This window comes from Paraglaciecola sp. G1-13 (genome assembly GCF_055809255.1).
This window is the reverse complement of record NZ_CM147903.1, coordinates 2,425,728-2,447,078: the sequence shown is the minus strand read 5'-3', so window position 1 is coordinate 2,447,078 and position 21,351 is coordinate 2,425,728. Positions and strand designations below refer to the sequence as shown.

At 45.8% G+C, this 21,351-nt stretch carries 19 protein-coding genes; 11 read left to right on the top strand and 8 right to left on the bottom strand.

Annotated elements, in window-relative coordinates:
• Window positions 1–80 precede the first annotated feature (80 nt).
• The 7 genes from AC0L6N_RS10205 to AC0L6N_RS10175 all read left to right on the top strand — a co-directional run bounded on the left by AC0L6N_RS10205 (window position 81) and on the right by AC0L6N_RS10175 (window position 5,852).
• On the top strand, window positions 81–329 hold the full coding sequence (locus tag AC0L6N_RS10205) for a DUF3297 family protein (RefSeq protein WP_473481037.1): 249 nt from the start codon (window positions 81–83) through the stop codon (window positions 327–329).
• A gap of 314 nt (window positions 330–643) precedes the next feature.
• Window positions 644–889 (top strand): hypothetical protein, encoded by a 246-nt coding sequence (locus AC0L6N_RS10200; RefSeq protein ID WP_473481035.1) that lies wholly within the window; start codon window positions 644–646, stop codon window positions 887–889.
• A 183-nt stretch (window positions 890–1,072) separates the two neighbouring features.
• Window positions 1,073–1,921, top strand: a complete 849-nt coding sequence (locus AC0L6N_RS10195) for an SDR family oxidoreductase (RefSeq protein WP_473481034.1) — start codon at window positions 1,073–1,075, stop codon at window positions 1,919–1,921.
• Between the two features lie 97 nt (window positions 1,922–2,018).
• Entirely contained in the window at window positions 2,019–3,296 is a 1,278-nt protein-coding gene (egtB, locus tag AC0L6N_RS10190; protein ID WP_473481032.1) for an ergothioneine biosynthesis protein EgtB, read from the top strand.
• A gap of 1 nt (window position 3,297) precedes the next feature.
• Window positions 3,298–4,302 carry an L-histidine N(alpha)-methyltransferase gene (gene egtD / locus AC0L6N_RS10185; RefSeq protein ID WP_473481030.1) on the top strand — a complete coding sequence of 335 codons (1,005 nt, stop codon included), beginning with the start codon at window positions 3,298–3,300 and terminating at the stop codon, window positions 4,300–4,302.
• Window positions 4,303–4,522: 220 nt separating this feature from the next.
• Window positions 4,523–4,900 (top strand): VOC family protein, encoded by a 378-nt coding sequence (locus AC0L6N_RS10180; RefSeq protein ID WP_011575223.1) that lies wholly within the window; start codon window positions 4,523–4,525, stop codon window positions 4,898–4,900.
• Window positions 4,901–5,231: 331 nt separating this feature from the next.
• Window positions 5,232–5,852 carry an FMN-binding negative transcriptional regulator gene (locus AC0L6N_RS10175; RefSeq protein ID WP_473481027.1) on the top strand — a complete coding sequence of 207 codons (621 nt, stop codon included), beginning with the start codon at window positions 5,232–5,234 and terminating at the stop codon, window positions 5,850–5,852.
• Window positions 5,853–6,072: 220 nt separating this feature from the next.
• Here the strand turns inward: AC0L6N_RS10175 and AC0L6N_RS10170 are convergent, their stop codons facing one another.
• The 7 genes from AC0L6N_RS10170 to xdhA all read right to left on the bottom strand — a co-directional run bounded on the left by AC0L6N_RS10170 (window position 6,073) and on the right by xdhA (window position 14,297).
• On the bottom strand, window positions 6,073–7,287 hold the full coding sequence (locus AC0L6N_RS10170) for a urate hydroxylase PuuD (protein WP_473481025.1): 1,215 nt from the start codon (window positions 7,285–7,287) through the stop codon (window positions 6,073–6,075).
• Window positions 7,288–7,327: 40 nt separating this feature from the next.
• Complete coding sequence (gene guaD, locus AC0L6N_RS10165; RefSeq protein ID WP_473481023.1) at window positions 7,328–8,623, bottom strand: guanine deaminase; 1,296 nt, start codon at window positions 8,621–8,623, stop codon at window positions 7,328–7,330.
• A gap of 16 nt (window positions 8,624–8,639) precedes the next feature.
• A complete protein-coding gene (uraH, locus tag AC0L6N_RS10160; RefSeq protein ID WP_473481022.1) occupies window positions 8,640–8,972 on the bottom strand; it encodes a hydroxyisourate hydrolase in 333 nt (110 codons plus the stop codon).
• Entirely contained in the window at window positions 8,965–9,474 is a 510-nt protein-coding gene (gene uraD, locus AC0L6N_RS10155; RefSeq protein ID WP_473481020.1) for a 2-oxo-4-hydroxy-4-carboxy-5-ureidoimidazoline decarboxylase, read from the bottom strand. The genes uraH and uraD overlap by 8 nt, the downstream gene beginning before the upstream one ends.
• Entirely contained in the window at window positions 9,471–10,400 is a 930-nt protein-coding gene (gene xdhC / locus AC0L6N_RS10150) for a xanthine dehydrogenase accessory protein XdhC (RefSeq protein WP_473481018.1), read from the bottom strand. The genes uraD and xdhC overlap by 4 nt, the downstream gene beginning before the upstream one ends.
• 1 nt (window position 10,401) lies before the next feature.
• On the bottom strand, window positions 10,402–12,756 hold the full coding sequence (gene xdhB, locus AC0L6N_RS10145; RefSeq protein WP_473481016.1) for a xanthine dehydrogenase molybdopterin binding subunit: 2,355 nt from the start codon (window positions 12,754–12,756) through the stop codon (window positions 10,402–10,404).
• Between the two features lie 98 nt (window positions 12,757–12,854).
• Window positions 12,855–14,297, bottom strand: a complete 1,443-nt coding sequence (gene xdhA / locus AC0L6N_RS10140; protein WP_473481014.1) for a xanthine dehydrogenase small subunit — start codon at window positions 14,295–14,297, stop codon at window positions 12,855–12,857.
• A 313-nt stretch (window positions 14,298–14,610) separates the two neighbouring features.
• On the opposite strand from xdhA, the gene AC0L6N_RS10135 reads away from it, so the two are divergent.
• Together AC0L6N_RS10135 and puuE are read left to right on the top strand one after the other, a co-directional pair.
• Complete coding sequence (locus AC0L6N_RS10135) at window positions 14,611–15,255, top strand: TetR family transcriptional regulator C-terminal domain-containing protein (protein WP_473481012.1); 645 nt, start codon at window positions 14,611–14,613, stop codon at window positions 15,253–15,255.
• Between the two features lie 13 nt (window positions 15,256–15,268).
• Window positions 15,269–16,174: an allantoinase PuuE gene (gene puuE / locus AC0L6N_RS10130; RefSeq protein WP_011575213.1), complete on the top strand. Its 906-nt coding sequence runs from the start codon at window positions 15,269–15,271 to the stop codon at window positions 16,172–16,174.
• A 183-nt stretch (window positions 16,175–16,357) separates the two neighbouring features.
• Here puuE and AC0L6N_RS10125 read toward each other — a convergent pair whose 3' ends face one another.
• Entirely contained in the window at window positions 16,358–17,689 is a 1,332-nt protein-coding gene (locus tag AC0L6N_RS10125; protein ID WP_342881113.1) for an NCS2 family permease, read from the bottom strand.
• A 589-nt stretch (window positions 17,690–18,278) separates the two neighbouring features.
• On the opposite strand from AC0L6N_RS10125, the gene AC0L6N_RS10120 reads away from it, so the two are divergent.
• Window positions 18,279–19,295, top strand: coding sequence for an adenosine deaminase (locus tag AC0L6N_RS10120; protein ID WP_473481010.1), 1,017 nt, complete (start codon window positions 18,279–18,281; stop codon window positions 19,293–19,295).
• Between the two features lie 551 nt (window positions 19,296–19,846).
• A complete protein-coding gene (locus AC0L6N_RS10115) occupies window positions 19,847–21,313 on the top strand; it encodes a NarK family nitrate/nitrite MFS transporter (RefSeq protein WP_011575210.1) in 1,467 nt (488 codons plus the stop codon).
• The last annotated feature ends 38 nt before the right edge of the window (window positions 21,314–21,351 follow it).

Genomic DNA, 21,351 nt, shown 5'->3' with positions numbered 1-21,351 from the left:
ATACCGACTTGACACAGTTATTGAGTGCACCGGGCATATTGTCTACAATGGCGCACTTTTTTCGAATCTAGGTCATTTTTATGAACGACACCACTACCTTACCACCGTTACCCGATCATCTTTCAAGCAACCCTCGTAGCCGCCACTATGTGGAAGAAGTGTTTGAGCACAACATTGGAATTCGCTTGAATGGTAAAGAGCGCACCAACGTAGAAGAGTACTGTATCAGCGAAGGTTGGGTAAAAATCCCTTCACCTAAAGCCTTAGATCGCCGCGGCCAACCGCTATTGATAACCTTAAAAGGAACGGTTGAAGCTTTTTACGCTTAATCGTTCGCTGTACTTCCGTAGCGCGAGGAAAAGCCGCGGTAGACAACACCCTTATAGACGTGGTGAAGATAATAATGCGCATATGAGAAAATACTGTGCGGCGTCTGTGACAATGTGTCGCGTTTTCTAACGCTACGTTTTCATAGGCGACGCACTTTTCATGCGCTACGTGCTTCAGAGCACTACACTGGTCTGCGAACTTGATCGTTTCGCGTGCATAGCGGACTATTCGCGAAGAAAAGCGCCCTTATCACGGCGCAGCTATAAGCTAATACCGCCCGCAATTTACCATTTGACTCGGTTAGATAAACAACATGATTACAATGATTATTACCCTAGTTGGCTTACTAATATTTATTGTTGGGGCGGTGTTACTACTACTTGAAGCGTTCAACCAGAGTACGTTTTGGGGACTCGCGTGTTTATTTATTCAACCTGTATGCTTGGTGTTCATCGTGCTTTATTGGCGTGTGGCAAAACTGTCTTTTTATACTCAGGTGGCCGGGCTCGGTATGTTACTCATTGGTCTTAACTTACACGATTATTTTAATCCACCCTAAGCATCTTCATTCACTTTCAACGCTTTATTGCATCCATAGCTTAATCGTTCATAAAAGCATATTCATAGCATAATCTTCCATACTTCCTTGTCTTTTTTTTATCTTCCCCAACTGTTATGTTAATTGAGATATTTTTCACGCTATTCACTTAATAACGTACAGCTCTATCATCAGGTGGTGAATATGAAGATTGCGGTAACAGCGGCGAGTGGCCAATTGGGCAGGGCGATTGTCAATACCCTTGTCAAACAAGTTGGTGCAGCAAATGTAGTCGCTTTAGCTAGAACGCCGGAAAAGGCCAGCGCCCTTGGGGTTGAAGTGCGCCCTGGTGATTACAATAATTTACCTGAGTTGGAACGCTCATTAATGGGTGTCGACACTTTATTGTTAGTCTCTGGGATGGATGCGCCCGACAAACGAATCGTGCAACATCGCAACGTTATTAATGCAGCTAAAAACAGCGGTGTTTGCAAAATCGTCTATACCAGTGTGCAAGGAGCGCAGCAAGGCACCGCTTTCTCACCCGTCATTCAAAGTAATAGGCAAACAGAAGAAGACGTAAAATCCAGCGGTTTAGAGTGGGTCATTGGGAGAAACGGTATCTATATTGAGCCAGATATTGAATACATCGCAAGCTATAAAAAGGCTGGAAAGGTGACCAATTGCGCTGGGCAAGGGCGCTGTGCGTATACATGTCGGGGGGCGTTAGCATACGCGTACGCAAAAATGCTGACTGAAGATAAGCATAATGGCCATACCTATAATTTACATGGTGAATTGTTAACCCAGCAGCAACTAGTTGAGCATTTAAACAAAGCATTTGACCTTAACCTTCACTATGTCCCATTGACCTTTGAAGAATACCAAGCAGACCGCGTGGCTGAACTAGGGGATTTCATTGGTACCGTGATTGCGGGAATTTACCAAGGTATTGCGATAGGAGCGCTAGAAAACGAAAGTCACTATCAGCAGGCTTGCGGTAGGGCGCACCAATCATGGCAAGACTATTTTCTAGCCTCCGTCAGTGGCTAGGCGTAGCGGCTTTGCTCTTTTTCATCGAGTTTAATGAAATTTTCATGAAGTCAGATAATACTGGCTCAGTAAAATAGACCATAAGAAAGCATATGATATGACGGTTGCATCGCACATTTTAGATTCATCAAACATTCCACTGATTGCTCGCTTTCATGCTCGTCGCCAGTACAGTGTCGATTTGGCCAAGTCACTAACCAGTGAGGACATGCAGCTGCAGTCTATGCCAGATGCCAGCCCTACCAAGTGGCACTTAGCGCATACGACCTGGTTTTTCGAACAGTTTATTCTGCATGCTTTTATTGCCCGTTATCAATCTCCTCAACCGCAATTTAATTATTTGTTTAATTCCTATTACGAGCAAAAAGGCGAGCGTTACCCCCGTGCTCAAAGGGGGATGATCAGTCGCCCTTCGATAGAAGAGGTATACGCGTATCGTCAGCAGGTTGATGCCGCCATCGAACAGTTACTAACCCAAAACAGCGATGCTGAGTTACTTTCGCTTATAGAGCTGGGCATGAACCACGAGATGCAGCACCAAGAATTATTGTTAACTGATATTTTGCATGCCCTTTCACTGAACCCTCTTTACCCTGCTGCTTTCGCCCTTAACGCTCAACCAGAGCGAGCGTCGGCTGAGTTGTCATTATCTGAGCACTTCATCACCTTCGAGGCTGGGCTACATGAATTCGGTGTTGATCCACAAACTGAATTTTATTTTGATTGCGAAGGCCCAAAACATAAAGCCTATGTAGCTGCATTTTCATTAGCCAAAGGCTTAGTGACGAATGGTGACTGGTTAGCCTTTATTCACGCAGGCGGATACCAAAACCCAGTGTTGTGGTTAGCCGATGGCTGGGCGACAGCGCAGCAGCAACAATGGCAGCATCCGCTATACTGGCGAAAGCAAGAAGATCAATGGTTTCAATTCACCTTAAATGGTCTTGTGCCTTTGGATTTAACGGCGCCGGTTTGTCATATCAGCTATTACGAAGCGGACGCCTATGCTCAGTGGAGAGCGTGCCGCCTGCCTAGTGAATACGAATGGGAGTTAGCAGCACGGACGCAGCCCATTGCGGGTAACTTCTCTGAACATCGCGTTTTTACGCCTACTGCACCCGGTAGCCCAGATGATATGCAATTACACGGCGATGTTTGGGAGTGGACACGCAGCCCATACACGCCATACCCTAGGTACAAAGTGCCTGAGGGGGCAGTAGGCGAATACAATGGTAAATTTATGTCAGGGCAATATGTCTTGCGAGGTGGCTCTTGTGTCACGCCCATTGAGCAAATGCGCGCTACCTATCGAACTTTCTTTTACCCCCATCAACGTTGGCAGTTCATGGGCCTGCGTTTAGCTAAGGATTATTAAAATGGCCTTTCCCCCCGTCGCCCGCCAGATTGATGCAGCTCATCAAACTGCGTTAAAAGAATCGTCATCTGAGCAAGATAGGTTAGTTGAAGACGTTACTGCAGAAATAACGTTAGGTTTATTAGCAGAGCAAAAATCAATTTCATCAAAGTTTTTTTATGACAGCCTGGGGTCAAAGTTATTTGATCAAATCTGCGATTTACCTGAGTACTATCCTTATCGCACTGAAATGGCGATGTTGCCTAATATCGCCAAGGACTTGTCTGAGTTGATTACTCAACCAATAGAATTGATTGAATTTGGAGCCGGCAGCTTAACCAAAATTAGGATATTGCTACAAAGCGTGAATATGATCCGCTCAGTGGTGCCTATTGATATCGCTCAGGATCACCTGCAGTGCGCGGCTGATTCGTTGGCTGCTGATTACCCAGATATTAATGTATCGCCGATTTTTGCTGATTTTACCCAGCCTATATCATTAGAGAATCAAAGCGACTTTTCCAAACTCGGCTTTTTCCCTGGATCGACGATTGGTAATTTTAATCGCGAATTTGCGCTGCAGTTTTTACAGCGACTTCGCCGTTCTTTAGGGGACAGCGCAATGCTGCTAATTGGCGTTGACACCAAAAAGTCACCGCAGCAGTTACATCAAGCATACAACGACTCCGCAGGTGTTACTGCAAAGTTTAATCGTAATATTTTGCGTCATGTAAACCAGATTACTGGTAGCGATTTTAACCCCGATGCTTTTGAGCACTATGCACTATACAACCCGCACCTAGGTCGAATTGAAATGCATCTAGTCAGTCAGTGTGAACACGTTGTACATATTCGTGACCAGCAGATTTCGTTTCACCAGGGCGAAACCATACATACTGAAAACTCTTACAAATATCGCCCTGATGAGTTTATTCATTTGGCCAGAATGGCGGGGTGGCAATTCGAAAAGCAATGGTTAGCGAAAGACGATATGTTTTCAGTGTTTTTACTGCATGCAGATGGTTAAAAAATGTCATTCACGCCGCACAGCCTTGGGATCACTAAAGTGAAAATACTAAACTTATTGCTCATGTTTTGTCGTACTGGTAAGTTATTGAGTTAACAGATAATACATTAAGGTTCACTGCGATTTATCTATCCTGTTTTGCCAGTTAGATTGGTGTAAAAGGCTCAGGTTTATCGGGTTAACCTCATTTGGGCCATAAGGCAATTTAAGGAGTATAGGTATGTTTAGTCACGTGATGATAGGTGTTAATGATATGGAAGCATCAAAAAAATTCTACGATGCGACCATGCAAGTTTTGGGTTACAAGCCCGGCGTAATGGATGAAAAAGGCCGTTGTTTTTACTTTGATAAAAGTGGCGTATTTGCCCTAACCAAGCCAATTGATGGCGAACCTGCATGTCACGGTAATGGTTCAACGCTCGGCTTTAAGGTTGAAAGCACAGAACAAGCTGAAGCATGGCATGCAGCAGGCATAGCCAACGGTGGTGTGGCCTGTGAAGATCCGCCTGGTGTGCGCGGCGAAGGCGAAAATCAAATGCATTTAGCCTATCTTCGAGATCCTACCGGTAACAAAATTTGTACTCTGCTGCGAGTTTAAGACTGGAATAATGAGGTTGTAAAAAACAGTGCGGTGTAAATATGGGTGCTGGGCGGAACGTGCAGCATCCATGGATTAACATGACAGCGCAGAGCATCAGCAAAATAGTCATCAAAACGCTCTTTATAGAGCGTTTTTTCGTTTTTACTTTAAAGCTGTATTTTTACTTCACTGTCATCTGAATGTACCTTTTTCGGTGTTAGGCTGTTCTGGGCGCTTTGTCCACAATGGCAAATAGCGAATGAAGAGTACGAAAGCTGAAATGAGAATGTGCTGGCGAAAATTGAAAATCGCAAGTTGCTCAACACACAAAAATATAAGGCGTTAATCTATGTTTGTCCCCCCCAATTTACGCATTCAAGAGAACCAAGAAATTGACCGGTTTATCAGTGAAAATAGCTTTGGTATTTTAGTGTCTGAGTCACTTGATGCTACGCATATCCCGTTTATTTATCATCAAAATGAAGGGGAGTGCGGGATACTCTACGGCCATATCGCTAGAGCCAATCCTCATATTCATCAATTAACACAAGAGAAAGCATTGGTGATTTTTAGTGGCCCCCATGCATATGTATCTCCTACATGGTATGCAGAAGGGCCTGGGGTGCCCACGTGGAATTACGCCGCGGTTCATTGTAAGGGCCAAGCAAGTCTAATCAGCGATGAAGAAACGGAGCAGGCGATGGATGCTTTGGTGGCAAAGTATGAGCCAAGTTTACTCGACAATGAGGTGAGAATGCCTGCGGATTATCAGGCTAAATTGCGCCGAGGCGTAGTTGGCTTCAAAGTCGTTATTGAACATATCGATGCCAAGGAAAAACTCGGGCAGCTGCGCAAAGAAGCTGATCAACAAGGTGTATTCAAGGCCCTAAGTCAAAGCGCTGATTTAGGCGATATGCAATTGGCCAACTATATGCAAAAACGCCAACTTGGTGTGGGCGGCGTTGAATAAGCGTAAACTTATTAGACTCGCCCACTGCCGTGCGCTGGTGGTTATTTGGCGTTAGGCGAACGCTGTCGATTGCAGACGACGAACAGTGGTGACGCAGGCAAGGCGTGACTGACTGTGCTAACCGTATTTGAGATGTAAGCGATATAAAAATGGCCTAAAAGACATTTTAGGCCATTTTTATTACGTATACCGTTTGTGAAAAGAATTCCTACTAAACAGTTTATTGCTCAAACCATTTACGAATGGCTTCTCTGTCTTGCTCTGTCATACCGGTTTTATTCATTAATGGCATATCTTTACTGACAACGGCACGATGGTATATCAGCGGTGTTTTTGCCTGAATTTGTTGCCACGAATCGAGCATTAATCCCAGTGGCGCAACAACGAACAATTCATCCGTTGGTTTAGCGGAGTGACAATTCGCACAATGGGTTTGAATAACGTCAAACGCGTGTTGTTCAGTCGCGCTAAGTTGAACTGGTGCAGACGCGTTGATATTGGCGGTTTCAAGCGCTTTCGTGTCATCAATATGCGCTCGAGGGTAAGAGACCCAACCGGCAATTAGTAACATACCTATTGCGCCCGTGATGAGTACTGATGGGCGCGAAATGCCTACGTGCTTTAGGTTAAAGTAATGGCGTATCCACGCTGACACTATACCAATAGCCATAAGCACAGCCCACGCCTGAGGATGTTGAAAGGTCATAGGGTAATGGTTGCTGATCATAATAAACAGCAATGGCAGGGTCAGGTAGTTGTTGTGTACTGAGCGCAGTTTGGCCGCTAATCCCCAAGCAGGGTTAATCTCCTTGTTGTTGGTGACCGCATCGACCATTAAGCGCTGGGCGGGCATGATTTTAAAGAACACATTGCCAGCCATTATTGTGCCAATCAAAGCGCCAACGTGCATAAACGCGCCTCGGCCACTAAACCAATGTGTGGCTAAATAGCTTACCGCGCCAAGCAGTAACAGTAAGAACACACCGAATAGAGCAGGGTAACGGCCAAGTGCGCTGCGACAAGCACCTTCATAAATAAAGAGTCCGCCAAATATTAAGCCCAAACCACGAATAATGGCTTCTTTTGGGGTTAGGTCCATCACAGCAGGGTCGATCAAATAAATAGACGCACCGTGGTAGTAAATTAAGCTCAACAGCAAGAAGCCACTTAGCCAAGTGGTGTAGGCTTCCCATTTAAACCAGTGTAGGGTTTCTGGCATCTTCTCTGGCCCACGTTGATATTTGGCCACTTCGTAAAAGCCACCCCCGTGTACTGCCCATAAATCACCTTTTATGCCTTTGTCTTGTTTCCACTTTGGCGGTGTACGTAGATTGTTATCAAGCCAGATAAAGTAAAAAGAAGCGCCTATCCAAGCGACGCCCGCAATCACATGAAACCAGCGGATAAATAAAGATGACCATTCAAACCATGCCATTATGATGTTCCTTGTTTGTAATTCTTATTCTTATAGTAAGTTATGTGTTTGCTCGGTAAACCGGCTCGCCGGCGATATAAGTGGCCGTGATGGCTCTGTCATCAGCAAGCATACTCAATGCAAATATAATGTCTTGGATCTCGTTTTGTTGTTCACAGCGCAAACTGGTGAGCTCGTCAAAATGCGGGTCAACTATGACGAAATCTGCATCTGTCCCAGCATTTAGGTTGCCAATACTTTGCTCTAAACCTTGTGCAACAGCGGCGCCCTGGGTCATCAGATACAGCCCATGTAATGGTGGTAACTGCTCGGAGCGTAATTGCCCTACTTTATAGGCTTCGCCCAACGTACGCAGCATACTAAAAGTGGTTCCTGCACCAACATCCGTGGCGAGGGCCACTGGGATATCGTATTTTTCCGCCGTTTTTAAATCGAACAAACCACTGCCTAAAAACAAGTTCGATGTAGGGCAAAAAGCAATACTGGCGCCACTATCGCTCATGCGATGCCATTCATGCTCTTGCATGTGAATACAGTGACCAAACATGGCTTTAGGGCGCAGCATATTGAACTTGTCATATACGTCTAAATAGCCGTTATATTCAGGAAAGAGTGAATTAACCCAGTCGATCTCATTCAGGTTTTCGTTCAAATGGCTTTGAATGTACACATCTGGATATTGCTGTGCCAACTCGCCCAATGCATGCAGTTGTTCATGGCTACTGGTGGGCGCGAAACGCGGGGTGATCGCATAATATAAGCGGTCTTTGCCGTGCCAACGCTCAATTAACTCAGCGCTTTCTTTTTGGGCGGTTTCTGGCGTGTCTTGTAGCCATGATGGGCAGTGCCTGTCCATGCATACCTTACCCGCGATCATTAACATTTTGTGTTGCTTAGCCGCTTTAAAAAGTGCATCTGCAGCACATTGATGCACCGAAGAATAGACCATGGCGCTGGTGGTACCGTTGCGATAAAGCTGGCGTAAAAATATATCTGCTATTTTGGCTGCATACTCTGGGTTGGCAAATTTCTTCTCAGTGGGGAAGGTGTAATTATCCAGCCAATCGAGCAACTGCTCACCGAAACTCGCCAACATTTCTGTCTGCGGGAAATGCAAGTGGCTGTCGATAAATCCCGGCATGATGATCTGGTCACGATAATCGTGAGAAACCGCTTCAGGGTACTGGCTCAAAAGATCATTAGCCTGGCCTGTGGCTAGGATCTTGCCATTTTGAGTGACCAAAGCGCCGTCCTTGATATAGCTGAAGTCTACTTTCGGCTGCGCCGTCTTCTGTGGAAAATGTAAAATAGAGGCAAGGTATAGATGTGTCGTCATTTAAAAATAGATCCCGTTAGCTACCGCGGTAACTGCTAAAGCCAAATGGAGAGATGAGCAACGGTATATGATAATGACCACCGTCGGCGGTTATTTCAAAATGCACATCTACGAAAGGGTAAAACGCACTGCCGTGGGCCGCTGACAAGTACTCACCAGTGAGAAATCTAAGTTGGTATTGTCCTGCTGAAATCGTTAACTCACCCCACTGATTACAACGGCCATCTGGGTCAGTTTGCACATGCGCAATATTGCCTTCTGGTGTTGTTAGTATTAATTGCATCTTAGCCGCAGGCTTCCCTAAGGTGGTGTCTAGCACATGGCTAGAAAGTGACGGTGCTTTATTCATCTGAAAGACCCTTTAGTATACGTAGCATGGTAATTTTAATTTGTTCACCACTGGCAATATTGATTTCGGTGGCAGTAGTATTATGGATACGCTGTTCGATTTCCTGAAGCATGGTTTTCGCGCTCAAGCCGCTGGCGCAAATGATAAAAATAAACCCGTGCTTTTCTTTATAGGCTAAGTTCAGTTTTTGCAAAGCCAGTAGGGTTGCCTCATCCGCTTGTGCAGCCCCATCTTGCTCATTACTTGCCATGGCCTTGGTACTGGCATATTTCTCACGCAAGCTGCTGATATCCCCAATCATGGGATGGGCGTCAAATGCTTGCAGAACATCCTCTTTATTCATGTCTTGCCAACTTGCTTGCGCTTTTTGCAGCAGACTCGGCGCATTGGCATAAGGCCGTTGCTCTTGCATTTTCGTTACCCAGCGCTGCGCTGCGCAAGTTTGAGCAAAAAACGTTTCAGCCTCACTCGCAGTGAGGTTATTCAATTCAGTTAAGGTCATAATGAGTCTTTTAATTTCTTAGAGGCGCGCCACGCGTTCACTTGCTTTTGTCGCATTTTAAGCGCTTGGTTGGTGTTAAGTTGGTTTTCTTGCGTACTCGCGCCCTCACTGGATTGTTGCTCAAGTGCATCACTGTTTAGGCGTTGTATGATTTGACCCGCAATAGACACCGCCACTTCAATGGGGCGTTTACCTGGAATGTCTAATACCCCAATTGGGCTGACCAAGCGCTCGGGCTGAGTTACATCAGGCATGCGCGCGGCGATACGTGTGACAAATCGTTTCGCTTTGGTGCTAGAGCCTATCATACCGATATAAGGCAGGTCAGGGCGTTTAAGCGCCACCTCAACCAATTCGTAATCTAATTGATGATTGTGGGTCATAACCACCAACCAACTATTGGCAGGTGCCCGAGTGATATGCTCAGTTGGCTCATCGCTCACTATGATATCTAAATTGGCAAAATCGTAATTCGGGTGTCTTTGTCCCGCGCTGCTCTTGGGAAACAATGCTTCACGTTGATCAATCCATTGTATTTGCAGAGGCAACTGCGCTAGTAACGGAATTAATGCATGGGCCACATGACCCGCACCGTAAATTTGCACGGTTTGGCATTGTTCTATCATCACTTCAAACAATACGTTGACCGCACCGCCGCAGCATTGCCCCAATTTACTGGAAAGCGGATAGTGCTCAATGTGCTGTGTTTGCTCGTTATTCGCGAGTAGACCTCTGGCTTGTTCCGTAGCGGCAAATTCTAAGTGCCCGCCGCCTATCGTGTCGAAAGTTTCATCCCCGGTCACAATCATTTTGGTGCCGTTGCCGCGAGGAGTCGAGCCCGCAGCGCCAAGGACTGTTACCAATACATAGGCTTTGCCTTGCGCTTGGCATTGATGCAATGCGTCAAACCATTTATTGGTATTCATCTTAGCTAGGCTCGCTAGACGTGGGGTCAGCATCTATAGACATAATACATTTCAGCACGGCTTCTGGCGTGGCTGGGGCGGGTAACTGGGGATCAATTTTGTAGTCTGTTAAGCTTGAAATCGCATCTTTAATGGCACACCAAACTGAATTAGCCAACATAAAGGGCGGTTCACCCACCGCTTTAGAGTGATAAATACTGTCTTCGTCATTGTCCCTTGGATATAGGTCCACATTAAACACGTCGGGGGTGTCGCCAATGGCAGGTATCTTGTAGGTCGCCGGGTTGTTGCTGATCAAGCGACCTTTATCATCCCACTTTAAATCTTCGGTAGTGAGCCAGCCCATGCCTTGTATAAAGCCACCCTCTATCTGCCCTATATCAATGGCTGGGTTTAAGCTGCGGCCCACATCATGCAGAATATCGACACGCTCTACTTTGTACTCGCCCGTCAAGGTGTCGATGGAGACTTCGGATACCGACGCACCATAAGCAAAGTAAAAGAATGGGCGGCCATTACCTGTGCTGCGGTCATAATGGATTTTAGGGGTTTTATAGAAGCCCGTTGATGATAACGATATGCGGCCAATATAGGCGTCTTGTACTAATTGCGCGAACTCCACGCTATGTTGGCCTAACGTGACGCGATTGTCGGCGAAAGTCACTTTATCTGCGGTAAGTTCCGAATCGTCAATGGTTTGTGCATAGAATTCTGCTAAGCGCTGTTTGACGCTGATACACGCATTTTGTGCTGCTTTTCCGTTAAGATCGGTGCCACTTGATGCTGCCGTGGGCGAGGTATTCGGCACTTTATCAGTACGCGTAGCGGTGACTTCTACATCATGCAAAGAAATGCCAAACTCATTGGCTACAATCTGACCAATTTTAGTATGTAAGCCTTGACCCATTTCTGTGCCACCGTGATTAATCTGCATGCTGCCGTCCGTGTACACATGCAGCAGTGCCCCAGCTTGATTCAAATGCTTAGCAGTAAAGGAGATGCCAAATTTTACGGGCGTCAGCGCCAGGCCTTTTTTAACAATGGGACTGCTTTTATTAAACTGAGTGATGGCCTCTCTGCGGGCCCAATAGTCAGAAGAGGTTTCTAATCGTGCAATCAAATCGCCCAACAGGTTGTGTTCAACCGTCATACCATAAGGTGTGAGATTTCGATCTTTGTCACCATAAAGGTTTAACTTACGTACCGTTAGCGGATCTTTTCCTACTTTTCGAGCAACAACGTCCATCATGGCTTCCGCAACTATCATACCTTGTGGGCCACCAAAACCGCGATAGGCTGTGTGTGACACCTGATTGGTGCGGCAGCGATGGCCCGCCACATTGACGTTTTCAAGATAATAACCGTTATCGCAATGGAACATCGCCCTGTCGACAATGGCATCTGATAAGTCAGGTGAGTGGCCGCAGTTACCGTTTATATCTATATCAGCCGCGTTAATTAAGCCTTCTGAGTCAAATCCCACTTGATAGCTGTTTTCAAATGGATGACGTTTGCCCGTGGCAATCATATCTTGCATGCGCGGTAAGCGAAGTTTTACAGCGCACTGGTTACGTTTGGCAAGTAGGGCAGCTATACACGCCCATTGTGCTGCTTGGGTTTCTTTACCGCCAAAACCACCGCCCATGCGGCGCATATCCACCACGACCTTGTGCAATTTACAGCCTAATACTTCTGCGATGAGTTTTTGAACTTCACTGGGATGCTGGCTCGATGTGTAAACCAATACGCGGTCTTCCTCATCGTTTATCGCCATAGACACTTGGCCTTCAAGGTACATGTGCTCTTGGCCGCCTATGCTTATATGTCCTTGCGCGTTTAGTTCGCTTTGGCCAATGGCCGTGTCAAAATCACCTTGTTGCATAAAATGCGCTGGGCGCACAAAATTACTCTGTTGTTTCGCAGCTTCAACCGTTAGGCAAGGAGCCAATGGCGTAATATCAACCTTGGCTTTAAGAGCGGCTTGACGCGCATGTTGCACGCTGTCGGCTAATACCGCGAATAAGGCCTGACCGTTAAATAATACGTTACCTTGGGCAAAAATAGGGTCGCCATCAAATACTGGGGCGATATCTACATGACCTGGTACATCATCCACAGTAATCACATCAGTTACGCCTGGGCTTGCCCAAACCGCTGTCAAATCGATAGAATTTAATGTACCTGAGGCTTCGGGGCTGGTGCCCACGGCCGCGTACTGCAAATTCGCAGGCTCGGGCATATCATCCACATAACGGGCTTGGCCGCTGACTTGGCGAATGGCACTTTCGTGGGGATGAGACTTGCCTACTTTCCCTTGGGGGTTACTGGTAAACGGCTGTTCAATAAGTTTACGCATGGTCGTAACCTCGCTGTATTAGTGAATGGAAAAAGCTAAGAAGACAAAAAAGCACACGAGGTAAAAATGACTTGTGGCCACAAGTAACACAGCAAAGGTTATTCATATGCGTGCACCCGTGTTTCAATTTGCTGGCTGTGTTGATTCGTTTGTAACCAAAAGCGCTTAAACAGATTGACTAACAAGGTTTGACGATACTCAGCGCTGGCGCGCACGTCATCAAGGGGCGTAAACGATTCACTCAGTACTTTTTTGCCTAACTCAAAGGTACTGTTTTTAGACCAATCTTTGCCTTTTATGGCATCGCTTAACGCATCAACGGATGCTGGTGTGGCTGCTACGCCGCCAAAACCAGATTTTAGTTGTGTTACGTTGTTGTTCTCGTCCAGCGTCAAATTAAACACGGCACACACAGCTGAGATATCATCTTCTTGGCGCTTAGAAATTTTATACGCGCGCACTTGGGCGCTCGGCTCAAGGTAAGGGATGAAAATCGCTTCAATCCATTCATCACTTTGCAACAACGTTTGGCGATAACCCGTGAAAAAATCGCTGATAGCGATGTCTCGACGAGTTGTACCATTATCTACCTTGATCACCGCATTTAGCGCCAATAGCGCTGGGGGCATATCACCGATGGGGGAGGCGTTCGCAACGTTGCCGCCTAAAGTGGCTTGATTACGGATAGGTGTTGAGGCAAACCTGTCGAGTAGTTCGTGCAATGATGGGAAATGTTTAAGAAGTAAAGCTTCCATCTTACTGAAGGGGACCGCTGCACCAATTTTTAAACCGCTGCTAGTTGCTTCAACAACTTGGAGTTCTTTCACATGCGTCAAGCTGATAAGTGTCGGCAATGACTTTAACTGCTGAGTGACTTCTAATGCGATATCCGTACTGCCCGCAAAAAAGCGTGCGGTAGGTTCTGCTTTAATCGTCGCAGCAAGCTCATTTCTGTTAGTCGGCATAAATAAGGTATCTAAGCCAGCCTCACTTTTAGGCAGCGCGTTTAACTGGGCTATTGTGGCGGCTTGCTGTTGGCTGAATTTGTCTTGTGGCGTGCCAGTGCATGAAGCTAAAGCGGCATCAATGATAGGGCGATACCCAGTACAGCGGCATAAGTTGCCGCCTAATGCTACATTCACTTGCTCCCGGTTGGGTGCGCTGCCTTGTTGATAAAGGGCGAACATCGACATTACAAAACCAGGGGTACAAAATCCACATTGAGAGCCATGGGCATCTACCATTGCTGCTTGCACTGGGTGCAACGTTTCACCATCGGCCAAATGTTCAACGGTTAAAAGTTGCTTACCTTGCACCGCAGATAAAAACGTAACACAGCTATTCAAAGCTTGGTATTCAAGTGCTGAGCCTTGCTCATTCGCTTTTGCCACCACGACGGTGCACGCGCCGCAGTCTCCTGAGGCACAACCCTCTTTGGTGCCGCACAGATTACGTTCATCTCTTAAATAATTCAGTAAAGTGGTGTCAGCTTGTGTGGCATCTATGTGCACAGCTTTGTCGTTAAGTAAAAAGCTGATCATGGTGGTCTCCGCGTGGCTCAGTCATAAAACTACTTATAATGATGGGTATAATAGCTCGATTAAATACAAAAACCAGACCAGTTGGTCAGGTTTTTGCTAAATACTTTTCGATTCTTGGTATTATGAGTGCTTAGTGCCTAGCGACATTTTATGTTTATGACTTGCTTGAATAATGCCTAAGTCGCTAATTTGTCGAGAATTAACCGTGAATATAGGCAATCAAGAGATTTTTAGGTAGGATGTTAACTCAATGTTAATGGGGCATGTAAGGCTCTTCAATATGAGCCCTTTGAAAAGGATAGTAACGGATTAGATGAGTGACTCATTATCAAAAAAAGATGACAGCATTGGCGCAATTAATCGCGCAAAAATTTTAACCGCAGCTGAAAAAGAGTTTGCAATTCATGGGTTTAAAGGAACCAGAGTGCAAAATATAGCGGATAGAGCGGAATTGCCGAAGACTAATATTTTATACTATTTCAAATCCAAAGACGGTTTGTATATTGCGCTGCTACAAGAAATTCTAAGTTTGTGGAACAGCAGTTTCGACAACGCTAAAGCGCAAGATGATCCTGCTCAAGTGTTGGCTGCGTATATAGCAGACAAGATGGAAATCTCTCGTAGTCGGCCTGATGCATCGAAAATCTTTGCACTGGAAATCATCAACGGTGCACCAAACTTGAGCAGCTTTTTTAAAGACCAACATTCTAATTGGATGAACTCTCGAGTGGCAGTAATACGCCAATGGATCGAGTTGGGAAAATTACCAGACATTGACCCTCATTATTTGTTGTTCAATATTTGGGCGAGCAGTCAGCACTATGCTGATTTTTCTGCTCAGATCACTGAACTAATGGGGCACGAAATGGATCAAATCGAATTCGCAAACGCCACTAAGAGTTTAATTAAGCTTATTTTGCAAGGCTGCGGCCTAACAGTACCACACGAATATAAATGACAAGAGATAGACAATGAACCACGCATATCCACGAGATTTAATCGGTTATGGCGATACTCCGCCCAACCCAAACTGGCCCGGTAAGGCAAAGATCGCGCTACAGTTTGTACTCAATTATGAAGAAGGTGGAGAAAACTGTGTACTTCATGGTGATGAAGCATCTGAAGTTTTTCTTTCTGAGATTATTGGCGCACAGGCATACAAAGACAGACACCTGAGCATGGAGTCCATGTACGAATACGGTAGCCGTGCAGGTTTTTGGCGATTACATCGCTTGTTTGAACGCTTAAATGTGCCGATCACTGTATTTGGTGTCACGATGGCGTTGCAACGAAACCCAGAAGCGGTCGCTGCAATGAAAGACGCCAAATGGGAGATTGCTAGCCATGGGATGCGCTGGATCCACTATCAAGACATGCCTGAAGCCCAAGAGCGTAAAATGATTGATGCCTCTATGCAGCTTCATCAAGCCATTACTGGTTCAAAACCCGTGGGTTGGTACACAGGCAGAACCAGCCCGAATACCTTAAAGCTCATCTCTGAGCGTGATGACCTGTTATATTGCGCCGACTCTTACGCGGACGATCTTCCTTATTACGACACCAACTATCCAAAACCGTTGTTGATTGTGCCTTACACGCTAGATACCAACGACATGCGTTTTGCCAGTGCACAAGGGTTCAATAGTGGTGAGCAGTTCTTTCAATATCTTAAAGATGCGTTTGACGTGCTATACGAAGAGGGCAATTACGCGCCTAAAATGCTGTCGATTGGTTTGCATTGCAGGATCATAGGTAGACCTGCGCGTATGGCTGCGCTGCAACGCTTTATCGAATACGTACAAAGTCATGACCAAGTATGGCTGTGCACTAGACAAGAAATAGCGCAACATTGGAAAGATAACTTTCCCTACAAGTAACAAGCAACAAGCAACAAGCAACAAGTAACAAGTAGCCAGTAGAAGGTAACAAGCAGCGATAGATTGCTGCTCTGAAGCCATAAAAAAACGCGTAGTAGGCAAGCCCTCTACGCGTTTTTTTATGGGTGTGGGGCTCAGATGCCTACACTAATTCGTTGTTTCAAATTCGTTATTGTAGATTCGTTATTTCAAATCTAGGACGTAACGCAGAATAAACACCGCTGCCATGGCGTACGTTATCCATGTGACCTGTTTGTACTTGCCTGTGCCGACCATGATACCCACATAAGTGATAAAGCCCATGGCTATGCCTTCGCTGATACTGAATGTCAGTGGCATAACCAATAGCGCAACAGTGGCTGTGGCAAGCGCCGTTAAATCATCAAAGTCTAACTGCCTGAAAGAGTCCATCATTAAGATACCCACCATGATCAGCGCCGGCGTGGTCGCCATAAGCGGGATCACTTTCATCAAAGGGGTAAAGAACAAGGCAAGCATGAAACATAACGCTACGAACACACCGGTAAGGCCAGTGCGGCCACCAGAAGATACCCCCGCAGCAGATTCCACATAGGATGTCACGGGGGATGTACCAAGGGCAGCACCGACCACACTTGCGGTAGCATCGGCGGTCATTGCAGGGCCGATTTTGGGTAAACGCCCTTCTTTGTCTAACAAGTTAGCCCGGCGTGAAACGCCAATTAGGGTACCGATAGTGTCAAACATGTTCACGAACAGCAGGGCGAAGATAAGGTCCCACGTGGTTGCTATGTTTTCTATGGGATACATGAGATCCATGGCGAAAAACGTAGAGCTTATGCTATCGGGCATGCCAACAAATGAGTCAGTGTGCTGAGTAAGGTAACCGTCTGCAGTGGGTATAAATGCGCCAATCAAGGTCAGCACCAATACAGAAATTAATATTGCCCCAGTGACCTTTTTAATAAAGAGCACAATGGTCAGCAAAATGCCGGCGACTGCGAGCATAGTGGCAGGCTCTGATAGATCGCCAATCGTTAGGAACGTGGCAGGGTGGTCAACAACAATGCCAGCGTTTTTTAAGCCAATGAAAGCGATGAATAGACCAATACCACATTGCACCCCTATTTTGAGCGCAGCGGGGATGGCATCGGCAATTTTGGTTCGCACCCCAGTCACCGACAACAGCAAAAACAGAATACCGTTCCAAAACACAATACCCAGAGCTGCTTCCCAATGAATGTCCCTAGTTAAACATATTGTAAAGGCAAAGAATGCATTCAAGCCCATTCCGGGCGCCATGGCGATGGGGTAGTTGGTCATAAAAGCCATTAGCAAGGTGCCCAAGCAAGCGGCAAGTGCTGTGACGGTTATCAAGCCGACAACCGGCATACCGCCAGCGGATAGAATGCTCGGGTTAACCACCAATACATAAGACATAGCCGCAAAAGTGGTTAGGCCGGCGATAAATTCAGTTTTAATATTGGTGCCGTTGGCTTGCAGCTTAAAAAGCTTTTCGAATACTGCGTTAAACATGGATGCTTCTCATTGGGTTCTCTTACTAGCCGCACAGGGCCAATGATGAAAGGGTTAAAGTAACCCCGTGAAGCAAAAACCTGACCATTTAGTCTAGCTTTGGTGTGGTTTATGCTGAACAATGATACACAAAGTCACTAAGAAGCGCTTTCTTGAACCGTTAACAACGGGAAAATAATAGCGGCAAGGGTGTTTTCTTGAGGTAAAATACGTATTTAGCTTAGGTTATTGTCAACGACTGCTCATTTTAGGTGCGTTATATGCCTTTTTCTAGTGCAATAGCTAACTCGTTTACTCGATGAAAAGTGCAGTAGATGACACGTTTGGTTGCTCAAGAGCGCAATCGACAACCAGTGTAGTGACTGACTAAGCGCGCAATAGATAAACAGGTTTAACAACGCGCTGAATGCATGCACAGCAGTGCATCACAAGACACATAACCCATACTTATCCGCTAACGCAGGACTAAAATAACAGACAATACACTATCACCTTGTAACGCAGCAGAAACTAACAAGAACAACCAAAAGTAATAAAAATATGAATGGGCCGTTGTGTACATCCATAATAATGATAAGAGGAATAAAAAATGCCCACGCAAGCTACACCCATTGCAGAACTAATAAATTCACTTCCCAAAGCTGAATTGCATTTGCATATAGAGGGCACACTTGAGCCTGAATTAATGATGTCTTTGGCAGCAAAGCATAACGTCGCACTGCCGTACGCAACGATCGATGATGTACGCAGCGCCTACAATTTCGATAATCTTCAGAGCTTTCTCGATTTGTATTATTTGGGGGCGTCAGTGCTGCAAGATGAAGACGATTTTTACCTCTTAATGTGGGATTACCTGTGTAAGTGCAAAGAAGATAACGTAGTGCATGTTGAAATGATGTTTGACCCACAAACCCATACTGAGCGCGGCGTCGGTTTTGACGTATTCATGCCAGGCTTCAAACGCGCGATGGAACAGGCAGAAAAAGAATGGGGGCAATCAAGTCTCTTGATCATGTCGTTCTTACGCCACTTAAGTGAAGACAGTGCGTTTGAAACCCTCGATGCTGCCGTGCCTTACTTACCTATGATTGCAGCGGTTGGCCTAGACAGCTCTGAGCTGGGTAATCCGCCAGAGAAATTTGCTCGCGTTTTTGCTAAATCGAAATCTCTGGGTTTGATGCGTGTGGCGCATGCCGGTGAAGAAGGGCCCGCTGAATATATTTGGAGTGCGTTAAACGAGTTAGATGTGCACCGTGTGGATCACGGTGTGCGCAGTGTTGAAGATACGCAGCTAATGGCACATCTGGCCAATAAGCAAATGCCGTTAACCGTATGCCCTTTGTCCAATATCAAGCTATGCGTATTTGATAAAATGGCGGACCACAATATTCTTACCCTATTAGATGCAGGTTTGTTGGTCACGGTTAATGCTGACGATCCAAGTTACTTCGGTGGTTACTTAAACGATAACTACCACGCATTAGCGGCCGATTTGCCCATGACTCATGAACAGGTCAAAACGTTGGCCGAGAATAGCTTTAAAGCAAGCTTCTTGGATGACGTGCAAAAGGCCCATTGGCTTAGCAAAGTGGCCTCACATTTATAACCTTATCTAACGCAAAGGAATGCGTCTTTTCATAGTCGGCAATGTTTTCAACGATTTATTCAAAAAGCACGCGTCTTAAAGCGTCTCGCAAAGTTCCTCTCAACGCATTTCTCAACGCATCTCTCAAGGGGGTATTCACAGAGCATAACGTGGAAACTTACCAGGCAAGTTGTTGTTGCGTGCATAGCGCATAGCATGTTCACGACGAGTAGGATGGGGGAGGTTATCTAAAGAAAGAGCAAAGCAAGCGCAAAGCACGATTACAGTGCAAGATGCACCAATATCACCCCACAGTTTCTATTAAACGCGTTTCAAATTCGTCTAATAATACTTAACTTATTGTAATTAGTAGCTTTTAGAATGTTGGCACCATAGGTGCAAACATTATTGTTGAATGCACTTGTGTTAATAATAACGTTAAAAACGAAACACATACTGACAGAATTACCTCGTTGTAATTTCTAAGTAAGGCAATGTAGCCCGCAATGACTTTCCGTGTCCTGGAGTCTTTGCGGGTTTTTTTTTGAGTAAATTTTCTATGAGAATTCATCATGAGCGTTGAGAAATTTAATTTGCTGTCTTTCACCGGCAAAATGAAAACCCTACATCTATCCTGGATAGCCTTTTTTATCACATTTATGGTGTGGTTCAATATGGCGCCCCTAAAAGGCGCTATTGTCGATGGTGTAGGCCTGACTCTCAGCGAATGGAAAACCCTGCTCATTATCAACGTTGCGTTGACGATCCCTGCGCGCGTGATTATCGGCGCGCTAACCGATAAGTTCGGGCCGCGAATTGTTTACTCTGCATTAATGGCAATATGCTCAATACCCTGTTTTATGTTTGCTCTGGCTGATAGCTTTACCCAGCTGCTTATCGCGCGTTTTGCATTAGGCTGTATTGGTGCAGGCTTTGTTGTGGGAATTCGCATGGTGAGCGAATGGTTCCCACCCAAAGAGCTTGGCACGGCCGAAGGCGTTTACGGAGGTTGGGGCAATTTTGGCTCAGCGGCTGCTGCTTTTACCTTGCCCACTATAGCTATTTTATTTGGTGGCGAAGACGGCTGGCGCTATGCAGTAGGCATCACTGGGCTGATGAGTTTATTGTTCAGCTTTGTTTACTATAAAAACACCACAGATACCCCGAAAGGTTCTACTTATTTTCGCCCTAAAAACTTAGGCGGAATGGAAGTCACAAGCGTAGGTGACTTTTACTTGCTGCTGGTGATGAAAACACCTATGTATCTAGCCTTAGCGCTACTTAACTGGAAGCTTTCACCACAAGGCGTATCGCTATTAGGTGAAGGTGTTGCGTTAGCAATATATCTGGGTTTAAGTGCATTGTATGTTTACGATGCGTATCTTACCTACAAGGTCAATAAAGACTTATTTACTACCCCGGTTGCCGAGGTACATCGTTATTCTTTTAGGCAAGTGGCGGTATTGAACATTCTGTATTTCGCCACGTTTGGCTCTGAACTAGCGGTGGTCTCTATGCTACCGGCATTTTTTGCCGAGACCTTTGAGCTCAGTATGGCGACGGCGGGTTTATTAGCCGGTATGTATGCGTTCATGAATTTAATGTCGCGTCCTGGTGGGGGCCTGATTTCGGACCGCTTCGGGCGCAGAAAAACCCTACTTATTTTAACCGCGGGATTAGCAGCGGGTTACTTTTGCTTGAGCTTGATTGATGCCACATGGCCGATTTGGTTGGCGGTGGTTGCGGTTATGGCGTGTTCTTTCTTTGTCCAGTCAGGGGAAGGGGCGGTCTTTGCCGTGGTTCCTTTGATAAAACGTCGTTTAACGGGGCAAATTGCCGGTATGACAGGAGCCTACGGGAATGTCGGAGCAGTTGTTTATTTAACGGTTTACTCTGTGGTTGATACGTCCACCTTCTTTGTGGTCATTGCGTGCACCGCTGTACTTGGGTTTGTGGCATTGTTGTTTATGAAAGAGCCACAAGGAGCGATGACGGAAGTGCGCGAAGATGGTAGTGTCGAGCTTATCAACGTTACATAAGGTAACGTAGCGTTCAGTCTGTTTATATGAGAAAAGAG